The sequence below is a fragment of the Candidatus Bathycorpusculum sp. genome, from assembly GCF_009778815.1.
Classification (GTDB): Archaea; Thermoproteota; Bathyarchaeia; order Bathyarchaeales; family Bathycorpusculaceae; genus Bathycorpusculum; species Bathycorpusculum hydrogenotrophicum.
Map to the genome: position 1 here is coordinate 1 of NZ_WRFL01000053.1, position 16203 is coordinate 16203.

General features: G+C 38.5%; 13 protein-coding genes. 9 read left to right on the forward strand and 4 right to left on the reverse strand.

Annotated features, from left to right (window positions below):
• On the forward strand, nucleotides 1-520 hold a 520-nt coding region (locus tag FWF39_RS09505; RefSeq protein WP_343383207.1), incomplete at its 5' end, for an IS4 family transposase.
• Between the two features lie 285 nt (nucleotides 521-805).
• Here the strand turns inward: FWF39_RS09505 and FWF39_RS09510 are convergent.
• Together FWF39_RS09510 and FWF39_RS09515 are read right to left on the reverse strand one after the other, a co-directional pair.
• Nucleotides 806-1453: a hypothetical protein gene (locus FWF39_RS09510; protein WP_343383208.1), complete on the reverse strand. Its 648-nt coding sequence runs from the start codon at nucleotides 1451-1453 to the stop codon at nucleotides 806-808.
• Entirely contained in the window at nucleotides 1450-1752 is a 303-nt protein-coding gene (locus tag FWF39_RS09515; protein ID WP_343383209.1) for a DUF1016 N-terminal domain-containing protein, read from the reverse strand. Before FWF39_RS09515 ends, FWF39_RS09510 begins: the two co-directional genes overlap by 4 nt.
• Nucleotides 1753-1776: 24 nt before the next feature.
• Here FWF39_RS09515 and FWF39_RS09520 point away from each other — a divergent pair, with 24 nt between their 5' ends.
• The 5 genes from FWF39_RS09520 (at nucleotide 1777) to FWF39_RS09540 (ending at nucleotide 9455) form a co-directional block, all read left to right on the forward strand.
• Nucleotides 1777-2586: a transporter substrate-binding domain-containing protein gene (locus FWF39_RS09520; RefSeq protein ID WP_343383210.1), complete on the forward strand. Its 810-nt coding sequence runs from the start codon at nucleotides 1777-1779 to the stop codon at nucleotides 2584-2586.
• Between the two features lie 652 nt (nucleotides 2587-3238).
• Complete coding sequence (locus FWF39_RS09525) at nucleotides 3239-4033, forward strand: PEP/pyruvate-binding domain-containing protein (RefSeq protein WP_343383219.1); 795 nt, start codon at nucleotides 3239-3241, stop codon at nucleotides 4031-4033.
• Nucleotides 4034-4775: 742 nt separating this feature from the next.
• A complete protein-coding gene (locus FWF39_RS09530; RefSeq protein WP_343383211.1) occupies nucleotides 4776-6194 on the forward strand; it encodes a PEP-utilizing enzyme in 1419 nt (472 codons plus the stop codon).
• Between the two features lie 104 nt (nucleotides 6195-6298).
• Nucleotides 6299-8893: a hypothetical protein gene (locus FWF39_RS09535; RefSeq protein WP_343383212.1), complete on the forward strand. Its 2595-nt coding sequence runs from the start codon at nucleotides 6299-6301 to the stop codon at nucleotides 8891-8893.
• On the forward strand, nucleotides 8883-9455 hold the full coding sequence (locus tag FWF39_RS09540; protein WP_343383213.1) for a hypothetical protein: 573 nt from the start codon (nucleotides 8883-8885) through the stop codon (nucleotides 9453-9455). The genes FWF39_RS09535 and FWF39_RS09540 overlap by 11 nt, the downstream gene beginning before the upstream one ends.
• Nucleotides 9456-9859: 404 nt before the next feature.
• On the opposite strand, the gene FWF39_RS09545 is transcribed toward FWF39_RS09540, so the two are convergent.
• Nucleotides 9860-10615: an amino acid ABC transporter ATP-binding protein gene (locus tag FWF39_RS09545; protein WP_343383214.1), complete on the reverse strand. Its 756-nt coding sequence runs from the start codon at nucleotides 10613-10615 to the stop codon at nucleotides 9860-9862.
• 4 nt (nucleotides 10616-10619) lie between these two features.
• A complete protein-coding gene (locus tag FWF39_RS09550; protein ID WP_343383215.1) occupies nucleotides 10620-11294 on the reverse strand; it encodes an amino acid ABC transporter permease in 675 nt (224 codons plus the stop codon).
• 332 nt (nucleotides 11295-11626) lie between these two features.
• Here FWF39_RS09550 and FWF39_RS09555 point away from each other — a divergent pair, with 332 nt between their 5' ends.
• The 3 genes from FWF39_RS09555 (at nucleotide 11627) to FWF39_RS09565 (ending at nucleotide 16079) form a co-directional block, all read left to right on the forward strand.
• Complete coding sequence (locus FWF39_RS09555) at nucleotides 11627-12850, forward strand: ISAzo13 family transposase (RefSeq protein WP_343383216.1); 1224 nt, start codon at nucleotides 11627-11629, stop codon at nucleotides 12848-12850.
• 240 nt (nucleotides 12851-13090) lie between these two features.
• A complete protein-coding gene (locus FWF39_RS09560; protein WP_343383217.1) occupies nucleotides 13091-15613 on the forward strand; it encodes a type IV secretory system conjugative DNA transfer family protein in 2523 nt (840 codons plus the stop codon).
• A 235-nt stretch (nucleotides 15614-15848) separates the two neighbouring features.
• Nucleotides 15849-16079 (forward strand): hypothetical protein, encoded by a 231-nt coding sequence (locus tag FWF39_RS09565; RefSeq protein WP_343383218.1) that lies wholly within the window; start codon nucleotides 15849-15851, stop codon nucleotides 16077-16079.
• Nucleotides 16080-16203: the final 124 nt, after the last annotated feature.

The window sequence follows — 16203 nt, forward strand, 5'->3', positions numbered from 1 at the left end:
AAATTTAGTCAATGTTGCAGAAGAGGATCCGCCTGATGACGTGGAGCCCATTGAGTGGATGTTAGCTACCAATTTAGAGTTAAAATGTTGTGAGGATGCACTTGTGGTGGTGGATTATTATCGGCAGCGTTGGAAGATTGAGCGGTTTCATTTTGTTTTGAAGAGTGGTTGTAGGATTGAAGAGTTGCAGCAGCATAGTGTTGATCGTTTGGAGATTATGGTGTTGCTATACTCGCTTATTTCTGTTCATATTATGATGTTGACTTATTTTTCTAGGTTGTATCCGGATTTGTCTTGTGAGTTAGTGTTTTCTGAGGGTGAGTGGAAGACTTTGTATCGGGCGGTTAAGCGTACTGTGGTTGCGCCAGATAGGCCCTACTCTATGGCTGATGCTATACGTTTTGTTGCTGCTTTGGGTGGGTTTGTGGGTGCTCCTAGTGATGGTTTGCCTGGGCTTAAGGTTGTTTGGTTGGGTTTGAGTAAGTTGTTTGTTTTGTGTGCTTTTCGTGAGTTTATCTAATAGTTGATTGTTGAGTTGGGTTGGGTTGGTTGGTTGGTAGTGGTTTTGGTGTTTGTATTTGGTGTGCTGTATTTTTTGGTCGTTTTAGTGGATAATTACTGCTACAAAATAGGTGTATGTTATTAATTATGATTTTTTACTGCGAATACAACACCTGCAACAACATCTGTCTTAGATCAAAAAGTAGAGGTAGCGTTGTGGGTCAAGTTAAGGTAGTCAAATAGGCGTTGTATAGCACCGTTCGATTATTTGTGGCAAATATGTTTTCCAGTTGTGGTTCTTGCGTCAAACTCTCCAAACTGCATAGGGCTTTATTTGGTAAATATCGGGCGTTAGTTTATAAATATGACCGAATACCCCTAATGAAATATTAATTCCTTTTGTTTCGTGAAATAAGATGGAAAGATGAGATGTCATACCTCCACAATGCTCCATCTTTTTTAAACTCATGTTCATAACTATCTTTGTTTTATTATACGCCATTTCTTTGTAGAAAGGAATATATCCAATTTGCTCAGCTAACGCAATTGCCTTATACCAATTTCTGTAATCAAAATCAGTATCAAAAGGCATGCCCGTAAAAATAAAGTTTTGCTTTCCATCTCGATAATCTTTTACAACTTGTTCACTGTCTCTTAACATTATTTCATACTTTTCAATATATTTTACAATTTGTTGTATTTTTGATTCATATGGTTGAGTTATTTTTTTGTTAAATCTATCCACAGTTTCCAATTCGCCGGAAATGTTTATGTCTGCCTTAAACAACTTTTTTACTAAGTTAGAAAATCCAATTTCCCCCTTTGCAGTGCCAGATTTTCTTTTAGTTGTCTGAATATGATTTTCTTCCACTATCTCTGACGTAATTTGAGATAATAAACTATCTAATCCAGCCCTATCCATATACATATAATTCCTTAATTGTTCCATCAAAAAACCTCCATTTGTTTCTGGTATATTAACATTCCATTGTTTAATTGTGTCGACAATGTCGTCACAATTTGTCTGCCATATAGCGCACGTTCGCCCCCCAGTAAAACAGAATTAACATATTGTCCTACTTCCCAAAACATCAGAGTAGTTTCTTGACTGACGTGAGCAATAGTACGTTTTTTACGTTTCTCTATGATTTCCACTACCTGCAAAAACAACAGATTTTCATCAACTTGTGGTGTATCCGCATGGCATATTTCTATTTCTTCCTTTAAGTTTATAACCGTCCATTGATACAATATTCATGAAAATAGGTTGAAAGGATGGTTAGTTTAAAAACTTTATCAAAGATAGGTGTTTTTGTCTTGGTAATTGCTTTATCAGCAGTGTTTCTCGCATGGAGTGTTAATACGGATACGTCACAAATAACATACACATCTCTTGAGGAGTTGCAAGATAAACGAATAGGGTATGTTCTTGCAGGGATTACAGAAAGAATGGGAAAAGAGCATTTCCCAAATGCAACTAGATCCACTTTTAATAGCCAAATGGACGCGATAGCCGCTCTGCAAGCAGGACATCTTGATGGTGCAATGGTATCGTATCCCACGGTTTTTATGGTTAAAAAAAACATTCCGGAATTAACGTGGATTGAAGAACCAGTTGAAACCACGGGAGTGGGCATTGGTGTTAAAAAAGGGAATACGGCATTACTAAATCAAGTAAACGCTTGTATTGATGAATTAAAATCAGATGGTACTCTTGATGATATGATAAGCCGTTGGTATAATTTTGAGAATCCTAACTATACAATGCCTGACATTTCTTTGCCAACAGAGGGTAAACCGCTTCTTGTTTGCATTTCGGTAGACTTTGAGCCTTCGTGTTTTCTAAATGCAAAGGGTGACGCGGTTGGCTTGGATGTAGAGTTGGCTTACAGAATTGCAAGCTATATGAATCGCCCGATTAAATTTGTTGACACGTTAACTGCATCCAGACCTTCGGCGTTAGAATCGGGCAAGGCTGATATAGTTGCGGCTAATTTCGCTATAGACCCTGTGTATGAGTATGTCGAGTTTTCACAGTCGTATTTTGACTTGCCGTTTATGATGGTGGTTAGGAAAGGAACATGATTGTGTAGCCTTATCTAAACCCCATTTTTTACTTGAAAAAGTCTTAATTTTATGAAAAATATTTTGAAAACTATTTATGATGTGATGAAATTCTGTCTGCGATGTATATTAATAGAAAATTGTGTTGCACACAAGTTAAGCCCACTCATTTCCCCTATTATGGTGTAGATGTTTTTGTTCTGTTTCCCACTTTTTGTTTCCCAACATCAAGATGATTTGCTGGGTAGTGGGTATTAGTGTTGGTTGTAACCTGAATTCCCGAAAAATTATCACTACAATTAATAAAAAGCCTAAAAAACTCGTTAAATGAAGATTAGGACTTAAAAACGTGAATTCTATTTGTATTGTAGTACTAAATTTATAACTACGTCAAAGGTGCAAAATGGTGCTTTTAAGTCGATATGCTGTTTAACGGCTTTTTCAGACCTATTAGTTATTGTAGGTATAAAAGATTCGGAAATTTAGGTTGTAAGTAGAATAGCTCATAACAAACTGTCCACGCCCGATATTTTTCAAAAAACTGGTTAATAACTACGTTAGACTACACGAAGGAATAAATTATTTAACACTAGTGGAAACATACTTAAACAAAAAGTGTAACCTGCCTCTGGTAGAACACACATCAAGTAATCATGAGGAATAATTGGTGGATATGATAAAAGCGCAGTCTTTGTTGTCGCCAAGTGTAATTGATATATCTCTGTATGGAGCAAAAGCGGCAAATCTTGCAAAAGCCGCCCAACTTGGGTTCAATGTACCGACTGGTTTTGCTGTTTCCAGAATGTGTACAAAAAATGAGTTTGCTCTAATAGCGCAGGAAATTATTGTTGCGCTATCGCCGCTTGTAGCAGTGCGTTCTTCGGCTGTCAATGAAGATTCTGCCAAAGAAGCATTTGCGGGACAGTTTAAAACGCGTTTGGGCATTAGATCAGTTGCTGATTTAGAGCATGCTTTTGCAGAAGTGAAAGATAGCGGTTCAACTGCCGTGTTTCAAATAAACCATAGTGAAGTTGTTCCACCTGAACAAATTGCTGTTCTTGTCCAACGAATGGTGAACGCTACCCGTGCTGGTATAGCTTTCAGCAGAGATCCTATTACCGGTGAGTCGAAGGTGATTATAGAGAGTAGTTATGGCCTAGGTGAGCCTGTTGTACATGGTGACGTAACGCCTGATTCCATCGATTACTTGGCTGATGGAACATTCACGATTTTTATAGGACGTAAATCTATACAAGTCTCGCTTGTGGATAATGGTGTTCACACAAAAGATACTCCGACAGAAGATTCAAAACGCTGTTCGTTGACCGATGGAGAAATTAAAGAGATCGCAAATTTAGCAAAAAAAGTTGAATGTGATTTAGGTTTTGCTGCAGACATAGAATGGGCCATAGATGCCGATGGAGTCCTTTGGCTTTTACAAGCACGTCCGATAACTACTATTAACTAAATTGGGTGTGTTTGTCTTTTTTGTTTGGTCTGGGTTTCTGTTAGTTTTTGTGTTATTGTGTTGTAGAGGTTGAGGTTTTGTTGTTTCTGTGTGGTTGTTAGAGTCAGCAAGTTTTTGTAAATTTTAGTGTCCTTCTCATATGTCGGTTCCAAAGATTTTGTGTTGTACCACAGGCCTTGCGTAACGCGTTTTAAACCTCTAACTTCCTGAAATTAAGTAATATGTTTCGCCTATAGTCTTGTTTTTCAACTATTTTTACAATTAACGCGTTATTTGCCACTTTAGAGTTACACCCATATCACTTAACATAAGTAATATAACTTTATCCCAAAAACACCATAAAAAAGCCCCTAATACAAAAACAACCGAAAACCAAACCTAAAACACACACCCATTACTTAAGATTAGGAAGTTAGGGTTACACACTATATTCGTAGGCTCAACCCCTTCGCTAAATGGCGTAAACCAGTTGTGTGTTGGTATAATGATAGGTTACATGTGCTCTTGATTTGAATATTGCTGAGTTACCGGATGGTGTTTGTTAGTTGGTTGTGGTCTGAGGTGGGGTTGGGTATAGTTGATATGCAGTTTATATGGTGACGTAATGAGTCATGAGATCATGAGATAGCTCAAAAAGGGGACTTATTTTGGAATAAGACCGTTTTTAAACTGTTTTGTGCGTAAATGTTTAAAAACAACAAGCGCTAACTACATACGCTGAATTTAGAGAGAGGAGATTCAAGTGTCCACATTACCAACTTATCCAGCTCCGCCAAAAGGGGTTCAACTTGGTTTAAAGTGCCCTCAATCTGTGCTGTACATAGATTTAGGTCTGCGCGGTTGTACCGCACCTTCATTTCGGAGGAATTATGGGATTGACTTTGCTTTTAGTTACATAGTATACGATTCTGCGGAGAAGTGTTTCGATCTGATAAACAGCGAGTTCATCCGATTGCTCAGTCCAGAGTTAAGACCGGATGTAGTTGCACAGAAATACATTACAACTACTGCGCGTAATATAAGACGATTGGTTCGCACAGCTCAGATTGTTTCGTCTCCTACTCGCTGGCGTAGTTCTCATCTCCGTCAGGATTTATTGGAGGATTTAAACACTTACTTTGATGCTTATGAAAGTCATGCAATGTCCATGTACCTTTTCTTTGGGGTGGAAAACTTCGTTGTGAACAGTCTCATCGATGAACTCCGTAAAGCAGGGTTTCAAGAAGAAGTGGATAACGCATTACCGACCTTTGTTGTTACTTCTGAACCCAACTGGTTCGCTTTAGAACAGCAAAACATAGAAGCATTGAAATCTCGTTTTTCTGACATAGGTGATGATGAAGCAATCATGGCGGCTGCATCGTTCCACGCGAACACGTTTGGGATTGTGTATACCCCGTATAATTTAGGGACTCCACCTTCAGGCGAAGATGCGGCAAAACTCATGAAGCAACCTACTGCACCCATTAAACACGGAATAAAATCATTAGACGAATTTCCTGAGCATATTGTGCAGTTGGGTGAATTAGTGCGCGAATTAGCATTTTGGAAAGGTGAACGTACCGATACGCTTTCGATAGCAGATCATTATGCCACGCCAATGTTTAAATGCCTGTCAGAATTGCTTGATATACCCGTTAACCTGGTATACTTTATGACGCGTGATGAGATCACGCAGGCTATTACAGGCAAGGGCGATGTTCAAAAAGAAATCCTTGAAGCACGAACTGAGCAGTATTGCCGAGCATTGGTAAACGGTACTATCAAATTCTACCAGCCAACAGGAACAGGTATTTTCGGCAAGAAAAAGCACGATATAGCCAAAAACGGGGATCTTCTTCGCGGAATGCCAACATCACCGGGTGTGGTACGGGGGCGAGTACGGATACTCTCGCTGAGCGAAGCAAGCCCTGTGGTTGCTTCAAATGAAATAATTGTCACCAGTATGACTCGCCAAGAAATCGGCGCAGCGCTTGATGTAGCCCTTGCTTATGCTACTGACGAGGGAGGGAGGCTTTGCCATGCCGCAATCGTGTCGAGAGAGAAAAAAAAGCCTTGTGTGACTGCTTTGGGCGATGCCACCAAGGTACTTCGCTCAGGCATGTTAATTGAAGTTGATGGAACCACAGGGACGGTCACTGTTATTGATGACAACTTTTAACCAGTTGAGGCAAAAAAATAGATCTGACAAAACATTTCCAGTAGAAGACTGGAGAGGAAATGTTTTGTTACACTTTAGTTTGATGGAGCTTATGGAGGCATAAAATGGAAGATCATGGACTGAAAGGTATAAACAAAACACTTTTCGACTGGGCTAAAAAATCGTGTTTAATCAAGTACATTGGCTGGCTAGATGGAAACGAAGATGCCTTGAAAAAAGCTCTTGGACCAAATGAGACCGAGTGTTTTTATGCTTCAATTAACCTAAGTGACATTATTTGGCGTAGTAAATATTTGAAGTTTGGAATCCCTCCAAATCTCTTTCTTTTAGGTAAATTAGAAACTGATCAGGTTTATCACCCTAATTATCGCGATCATTCTACTCATACTTTTAAGGTTTATTTGTTAGGTCTCTATATTTATGAAAATAATCAAAAAATCAAAAGCTTGTTTGCTGACAAAGATAACTTTATTGACACTTGGACTGTAGTTTCGTTATGGCATGACATTGGGTATTTGTTTGAAAACGATGAAATGACAGAAGATGCGTCGGCGAACTTGTTAACGGATGTATATAACGAGATAAATGTGCAGTTCCAAAATTCTTTGAATTACATTTCTGGGATTAATCCCAAATTGGATCCAACTGTGTTAAATACCTTTCATGTTAATAGCAATACAAAGTATGTACCTCTTAAGGCATTATCTGATTTAGAAGCGAATATAAAATTATTTGAACACTTACGACCCGCAGGGATAGCGTCTGGATTAGCTACGCCAAAGTTTAAGTCTAACGCTGTTCAGACAGTATATAACGTTATAAGACAGCACCCCACTGCCAACAGAAAGAAACACATAGATCATGGTATTTTTAGTTCATTGCTTTTACTAAACTTGTGGTTTTATTATGAAAGTATGATTACCAAAATTGTTCGGTTCGTTAACAATGCCCGTAATGTTGCAACAGCTAATTTGATTGCAGGTGATGTCCGTTCATGTGTTGAAAATGTTAATGCGAACATAATGGCTTCAAACGCTAAAAGCATTATTATAACTGCAGCACAATCCATTGCGCTACATAACATAAAAATTGCAGATGTGAACTCTCGTGAGTTATGTTCTTTGGGCATTAGTATTGGAAACTTTAAAATCTTTGCAGAAGGAAATAAAGCGCAACCTTTTGCCTTTTTGTTGAAATTAGTTGATGAACTTCAAGATTGGGACAGACAAAACTATGGTCGTAGAAAAAATGGTGATTCTGTGTTAAGTGGAGCGGATATGGATATTTCCGCTTCACCATCCGACTCATACATATGGATATGGCATAATGTTGACGAAGACGTCGCAAACCCAGAGACAAACCCCGCCTCGCTTTTTTATAGAAAAAAAGCGGCATTGTCTACTATACAATTGGGCGAGTTGTTGCATGCAATGCCAAATTCCCACAGAGATCCAGGTAAAATACATGAATCATACGAAGCATTTTATGATGTTTTCTATAATGCACAAGCAGAAGAATTGATGACGCACATAAAGAAAAAATATGTCTGTACGAACGTTAATGTTATACTTTATAATCGTAAAAAGAATCAATTTAGATATTTGAATAAATGCGAAATTCTTGTTCCGATTCCATCTGAGCTTGATAAAAATGTAAGGTATCACTACTTTAAAAACGACTCATTTTTTTTGGATGAAATGAATAAAAACAAGACAGGCTTTTCTTTAATATCTACCCCTGTAGGATCGTTAGGTTTTCTTGTTTTTGAAAATGTTTCTGAAAAACCTTCGAAGGCACCAAATAAATATGGTCATACTTCTGATATATCCATTTTAGATGATTATGGGTTGATGTATGGCGCACTTGTATTTAAAAATATTAAACGAAAAGTTTATTCAGAGACTGTTAGCAATATTTCATCGTCAACGGATAAAGATAACGCTGATGTAGAAAATAACACTGTGACGCAAATGAATGATTATGTGCCATTGGGTCACACTCCTTGTATAGCAATATTTATGGATATTCGAGGCCTTTCTAGTTTATTTGACGGTGACAAGCAACACGAACAACTTGCATTAAAATTTATTCGTAAGTTTTCTGAAACCGTTGAGCACGTGAGTAGCATTCATTACGGAATTATCTCCTGCCATTTCGGCGGTGGTATGTTAATTACATTCAATCAAGTTATTCGAGAAGAATTAGATGAGTCATGTTTTCGTGCTATCTGTACAATGTTCCAAGTTAAACGACGATTTGATGAAGAGTTATTACCGTTAGCTAAAAAGTTATTTGGCGATGAAACGGCTGAACAGATAAGTCTCGGTATGGGTGCTAGTGCTGGAGAAGCGATTTTTTCGACATTGGGCTGTAGTCCTTTATTTTATACGGGCATAGGCAAAAACATCAGCATGGCTAAAAAAATAGAAAATATTTCTGGGCGTGATCTAATTGAAATTGGTAGCCAAAACTCGCCATTGTGTAAGGATAAAATATTAATATCTGAGGACCTTTTTTCTAAGTGTATTCGCAAACACAGTGCTTCCTTACAGTCCATTGAAGGTGTACGTATCCCATACTCCAGTAAAAGTCATAAATTCCATTATATAGCCAATTTAGGGTCTGGAAAGTGGTGTCCCTTAGATCGCAAGTGTCTGATTTGTTTAAATACCGATGTGGAGACAAAATATGCAAAATAACATGTTAGGCAAGAATGCCCTCATCTTTGAAAACGAAAAAGGTGACTATAAGGATATTATTGCGTGTTTACCCGAAGGTGTTAAACCATCAAAAAAACTATTAAAGGGAAAGACTGACATTAAAAAATTTGATGTAGAAGACTACTGTTTGTGTACATGCGATTTAACGAACACGGAACCCATAGCCAACAATATACCTTTAGATGACCCGAAGGTTATTGAGGATATCGCCGAGAGTATTAACTTCATGGCCAAGTTGCGCGAGCGCTTTCCTAATTGTCCTTTGGTAATTATTACTAAGATGCCTATTAGATGGTTAAGAGACCACTTTGATACTTTGATAAGAAAGAATTATACAGATATATTGGGTATATTCGGTAATGACTGTATAAATGTGTATCAAGAATTAAATACAAGTAAAGATCAGCTTTTTGGTGTAGTGTATGAGAGTGAAAAAGTTCATATTGTTATTAAACCTAAGTCCGCAAAAAATAACAAGGATGCTATAGAGCAGTGGAAAAAAGATTTTAGAAAATATTTAGTAAATAAGGTCCTGACTTAAGCTCTTATGAAACTAAAGTGCAGAGGAACTGAAGTATTCTTTTCCGGTTTATCCGGGTTAGGGATTATTAAATACTAACTTGTTACCTGAACTCTTGAAATTTACCCATATAATCAGGTTTTTTTCTGTGATTTAGGGTTATTTTGATTAAGTAAACCATATAATGCTCTGATTGTTTACCCATATATTTACCCACATGTAACGGCTCTCAGTGACCATACTTAAAGTCGTTCAACAAAGAAAAACCACAAAAATAACCCCAAATTGAGCTCAGATTTCATAACATATGGGTAAAACTCAAAAGTTACGGTTGTTATTCAATAAGTCTCTGATTGCAGTTTGTCAATATGTGTTGTAGCTTTTTTTGGATATGCTATCAGCAGTTTCATTATCTGCACCCTGGGTTATTGTATCTCTGTTTGTCGTTTGATTTCCGCAAAATAGTTCAATTCAAATTCTACAAATCTTTTTGTACGCTCGTCTTGTGGGTTATCAAATATTTGCTTTGGGTTGCCTTGTTCTACTATTTCGCCATTTTCCATATATATTACTCTGTTAGATATTGCTTTTGCAAAATTCATTTCGTGTGTAACGATAAGCATTGTCATACCGTTTTTTGTTAGTTTGTAAATTATCCGAAGAACTTCATTTGTCATAATTGGGTCAAGAGCAGAAGTGGGTTCATCAAGTAAAAGTACATCTGGGTTCATAGCAAGTGTTCTTGCTATGGCCACTCTTTGTTTTTCGCCGCCGCTCAACTCGGAGGGGACAGCGTTTAGTTTAGCTTCAAGGCCAACAGTTTTTAGTAATTCTTTTGCCCTCGATTCCGCAACGCTTTTGCTTTGTTCCAGTAGCTTGATTGGTGCTATTGTCAAGTTTTCCATAACAGTCAAATGTTCAAAAAGATTATAGCTTTGGAACACCATTCCAATTCGTTGGCGCATTTTTGTTATATTGCTATCATCAACCATAGCACCGTCTATATAGACTGCGCCGCTATCTGGCGAAACTAACCTATTCACACAACGTAAAAGCGTACTTTTCCCTGCGCCCGACTTGCCTATAATCGTCACAACTTCGCCCTTTGCAACTTCAAGTGAAACATCGTTTAAGGCGTAATTATCGTTGTATGCTTTTTTGAGGTTTTCAATTTTTATCATATCATCACGCTTTTCTTGGGTTGATCCGCTTTTCAATTATATTTAGACCAAAGGTTAATGCTCCAATTATTATGAAATATAGGATAAGCGCAAAGACAAGAGGGAAAAGAGCATCAAAGGTTTGACTACGTATAATATCTATTGATCTTGTTAAATCCTGAACACCAATATAGCCGACAATCGCTGTCAGTTTAATTAAATTGATAAATTCACTTTTGTATACGGGAAATATCACTCGCACAGCTTGGGGCAATATTACATATCGAAAAGTTTGTTGTTTTGAAAAACCCATAGCATAACTTGCTTCAATTTGCTCGTCTTTAACTGTTTTCAGTCCTGAACGGAAAATTTCAGCAACATACGCGCCATTATAAAAACCAAAAGCGATAATTGCAACAACAAGTGCACTCAATCGGCTGTTTGCAAAAACCACATAATATGTTAGCAACAGTAATAACACGATAGGTGTGCTTCTAAAAAAGCGTATGTAAACTCTTGCTGTAATGCTTAAACCTTTATTTTTTGAGGTTCGCATAGAGCAAATCAAAAGCCCAATCAAACACCCCAATATGCAAGCAATTAACGCTATTATAAGGGTGTTTTTCACACCTTCAACTACCAGTAAATAACGATCTTCAAATATGAGGTTTTTGTAAATCCTATCCACAAGATCAATCAATTACTTTCCTTTCCTATTCCCCAGTTAGGTGGCGTATCCACATATGGTTGCGAGAAACCAGTTCTCGCTTTGAGTTTATCGTTATTTATTAAGTTAGCTATAACCATATCTGCATTACCATATTCAACCACAGATACAAAAGCGGCCATTGACACATCTGTGATTTCCCAAAATTATTTCGCCAGAAGACTTGTTACTTATTTTATGCAACTCACCAGTCAAATATCTGCAACTATACCCAACCAAACCTCAGGCACCTTAGGAACTGTGCAAAAATAACATGTGAAAAATATAATAAGGCAATGCCACAACACACTTAATCGACACATCAAATGAAAAAAGAAGAAATACACACACTATGGAACAACATGAAACCCCAACTAAACGAAAAACAAAAAAGACAATACGCAACCACACTCGCAAAAACCTACAGATACGGCGGAGCAACAATCGTCCACCAAATAACAAAAATCTCCCCAAACACTCTAACAAAAGCAAAAAAAGAACTACAACAACAACAAAACACCACCAACCTAACCCACACAGAAAACAACCGAATACGCAAAAAAGGCGCCGGACGCAAAAAACTAGAAACAAAACACCAAAACCTCCAAACCATAATCGAACAAACAATAACCAACAACACCTACGACAACCCCCAAAAAACCCTCACATACACCACCAAATCCCTACGCAACATACAACAAACCCTACAAACCCAACACAACATCAACATCTCATTTAGATCCATAGCAACCCAACTACAAACCCAAGGCTACAGCCTACAACAAAACAAAAAAATGCTCCAAATAGGCGAAAAACACCCCGACCGCAACATGCAATTTGAACACATAAACCAAACCACAAAAGCCTTCCTAGACGAAGGCCAACCAGTCATATCGGTGGATACCAAGAAAAAAGAGCTCGTTGGAAATTACGCCAATAAAGGTTCTGAGTATCGGTTGAAGAAAAATCCTCGATTAGTATTTGATCATGACTTTCCAGAGGGTAAATTGTTAAAAGTTGCGCCTTATGGGGTTTATGTGCTTAATGATAATACGGCTTTTGTGAATCTTGGGTCTAGTGGTGATACAGCAGAGTTTGCTGTGCAGAGTATTTATAGGTGGTGGGATGTTGTTGGGAAACATTCTTTTCCTGATGCGAAAAAGTTGCTTGTTAATTGTGATTGTGGGGGTAGTAATGGGTATAGGACTAGGCTTTGGAAGGTGGAGTTGCAGAGGTTTGCGGATATGTCTGGTTTGGATGTTTATGTGTGTGATTTGCCGCCGGGTACGTCTAAGTGGAATAAGGTGGAGCATCGGTTGTTTTGTTTTATTTCTAAGAATTGGGCTGGTCAGCCACTTGTGGATGTTGAGACGGTGGTTAGTTTGATTTCTAGTACTACTACGCGTAAGGGGCTTAGGGTTGTTTGTCAGTCTGATAGTAATGTGTATTTGCGTGGGAAAAAGATTAGTGATGAGGAGTTTAAGGCTGTAAATATTTCAAAAGTAGGTTCACATGGGGAATGGAACTATATCATTTCACCAACCAAATAATCACATGTTATTTTTGCACAGTTCCTTACGAACAAACGCCCTACTCAAAGTCTCTGCAATCTCCAAATTAAGCAGCCCTAACCAGTATGGTAACCTCAATTATAATCTCCAGCAAACACTCGAACCATAAATAATAAGGGGTTACAGCACGTCTCATCTAATGCCAAATAAACACATTCACAAAAGTAATTTCTCTGTTTTTTAAAAAGAGCAAATATTACTTTCTGAGGTAGGTCACATTTGAGCATCCAAAACTCAAATCAAAAAACAACAAATAAACCAAGACTTCATGTATTGGGCATTGACGCTGAAGTAGATCCTGTTATTGGTAAAAAGTTAAAGCGAGGCATTTATGCAACTGATCGTATTCACTCTTTAGTTATGGGTTTTCCCGGTTCGGGCAAAACCCGTTTTCTTCTCTCCATGATAAAACAGCATATCGACCATAATGAGGGTTTTATGGTTTTAGACTCGCATAGTGATCTTACACAGCTTGTTCTCTCACATATTCCTCCTGAACAATGGGACAGGGTTGTCTACATTAATCCTTGGTCAGCATTTGAAGATAAATATGATAATCGTGTTTTGCAAATAAATTTCTTAGAGCACCATAACCCCTACGAACGAGATGTTGTTGCCAGAATGTTTATGGATACTTTGGAGAAGCTTTACGAGCGTTGGTGGGGACCGCGTCTTGACATGATTCTGTTAAATGCCCTATATTTGCTTATGGAGAAAGAACACGCTAAACTGCCTGATCTCTACAATATCCTCTCCGACCAAGCTTTTCGTGATATGCTTACCGCTAAATGTAAAGATCGTAATGTCAAAGTGTTTTGGGAAAAGCAATATGATAAAATGCCCAAGGATGCTTCAGTTGCTGTCCTAACTAAACTATATCGGCTTGTGCAGGAGAGAATCATTGTGCCCATGTTTATGGCTGAGAAAAGTGGCATTGATTTTCGGACGGTTATGGATGAGCGTAAAATTGTGATTGTGGATTTGCCTGAAGGTAAAGTTACCACGGATATTGCCAATTTTTTGGGTAGTTTGATTCTTTCGGCGGTGTATAATGCGGGTATGTCAAGGGAAGATACGCCTGAAGCGGATCGCAAACCCTTTTTTGTGTATGTGGATGAAGCTTACCGTTACACTACAAAGAGTATTCCTGAAGTGCTGCAGTCGCTTAGAAAGTTTAAGGTCTTTATGACCCTTGCAAGCCAATACCTAACACAATACAGACGAGATATACAAGATGCCATAACCCAAACCTGTGAAACTATTGTTAGCTTTCGAGTGGGCGAAGATACTGCTAAAGTTCTTGAGAAATTCTACCCTAACACCTACGGTTATCAAACGCTTATGAATTTGCCTCGTTACCTGTTTTTTGTCTCCACTCCCTTCTGTGGTAACCGTGAATACCAGGTCTTAGAAACCATCGACTGTAAAACTGGTCCAAATAATCCTGATGAGGTGATTAAGTATAGTTTAGTGAAGTATGGTCAGCAGGTTGATGTGGATGAGTTGATGGGGCAGGTTAAAAATCAGTCTGTGCAACAGGTGTTTTTGGATTGGGCAGTAACTCCAGATGAGTGGGTAATCCTTCTCACCATCCGATTAAATGGTGGCTCGATGTCTGAGGAAGCTTTGCGAAAGCAGCTTCTCTATGATTCAAATCGGCCTAGGCCGTATGTGCTTACAGAGTTGGGGTTTGCTAATGCTCTTAAAAATCTCTCTGTGGATAATGCTCGTCGTGATGCTTGGCTTTGTTTTAAGGATGAGACGGTGCGTCAGTGGCGTGAAGAAGCCTACGTTTACGGTAAAAGGGAGCTTAAAACTCAGGAGGTGCATTCAAGGTTTTGGCGTTTGGATTTAACGGATAAGCGTGCTAAACGGCTTTTGGACACTGTGTTTCGGGGTGAGAAGGCAGGGGGCGTTGAGCATATTCAGGTGATTATGGCGCAGCGTAAAATTTACTGGCAAAACGGCTGGATCGTACGCATAGACGACGGCGAAACAGATGAGAGCATAGCAGATCTCTACGTTACCCCCACTTTGCCAGCTTCAAAGGTTGCGGGCGCTAAAGGGTATATTGATCACACCAGTTGGGACTACAAACGTAGCTTTGCAGTAGAAATAGAATGCTACCCCAACAAACACTGGGACAGATTAGAGAACAACTATAGGCGAAATAAGAAAATGGGCTTCCCCACAGTCTTTATCGTACCCACACAAGCTGATGAGGCTAAATTAAAAGAGAAACTCTTCGACTGGAAAGCCACCATTGTACTTAACGCTGCAAAATTCGAACCCGACCACCCAGACATGGTAGCCATCGAAGTTGTCAGTATGCTTGACAATCAACAAAACAGTGACACCAAAAAGTCTAACCAATTTTGCGAGACTAAATCTGCTGTTGTTGAGGAGCAAACCTTTGAGTCACCACGCCAACAAGAAGAACCCGTTGCACCTACTGCTATTGTGACTGCAGCTATTTCAGAGCAAGAGGCATCTTTGGAAGTTGTAGCTGTAACTCAGCAACAATCTGGGGTAGAGGTGGCGGATTTGGAAAAAGAGCGGGTGCTACTTGAACTTGTTGGTCGGGGGTGGCTTTTTAGGTTAAAGGAAGCAAAAGGCAAAAAATACCTCTGCGCAAGAAACACAGGCGAAGAACACAGCCTTGGCCCATTTAACGACCAAACAAAACAAATCATTACAAAAAACAAGATAGTAGTACAAGGATTCAATGAAGCCCAAGATTAAAACCAACATGAAGCTAATAACAGGTTTAAGAACCCTGCAACAAACACCACCATTGTTGCGGTACGTCAAGTATTGGACATAAAATTCAAACCATTACGCGCTTATTACTGAGCTATTACTTGCTCTTTTTTCTTAACAACTTTTTTGCTCTGTTGTTTGTTGCTTGATTGTTTGCTTGAGTGTATGATAAAATTAATAGTTTACCGTGGTATATTTAGTGTGGTGATTTATAGTGATGGCAGAGGCTGTTTTTACAGTTGAAGAGAAAGTAAAGCTGCAGATGTTAACTGAGGAGGTTTCAAAGTTGCGTTTGCGTGTGGAGGCGTTGGAGGAGACTTTGCAGATTCTAAGTTGTGAAGGGGTACTTGAGCGTTTAGCGCAGAGTAAGAAGGATTTTGCTGAAGGTCATGTTTATACTCATGAAGAAATGTTAAAAAAATTGGGTGCTGATGAAGAAGACCTTTAAATTTTTGATTTTAGCGTATTTGAGAATTGACTTTTCACAGAAAACGTATTATAATTATGGTAAAGTGATAAGTGCTGAAGGCGTAAGGAGTTAGATTAGTGTGAGGAAACCAAAAATTTATCTT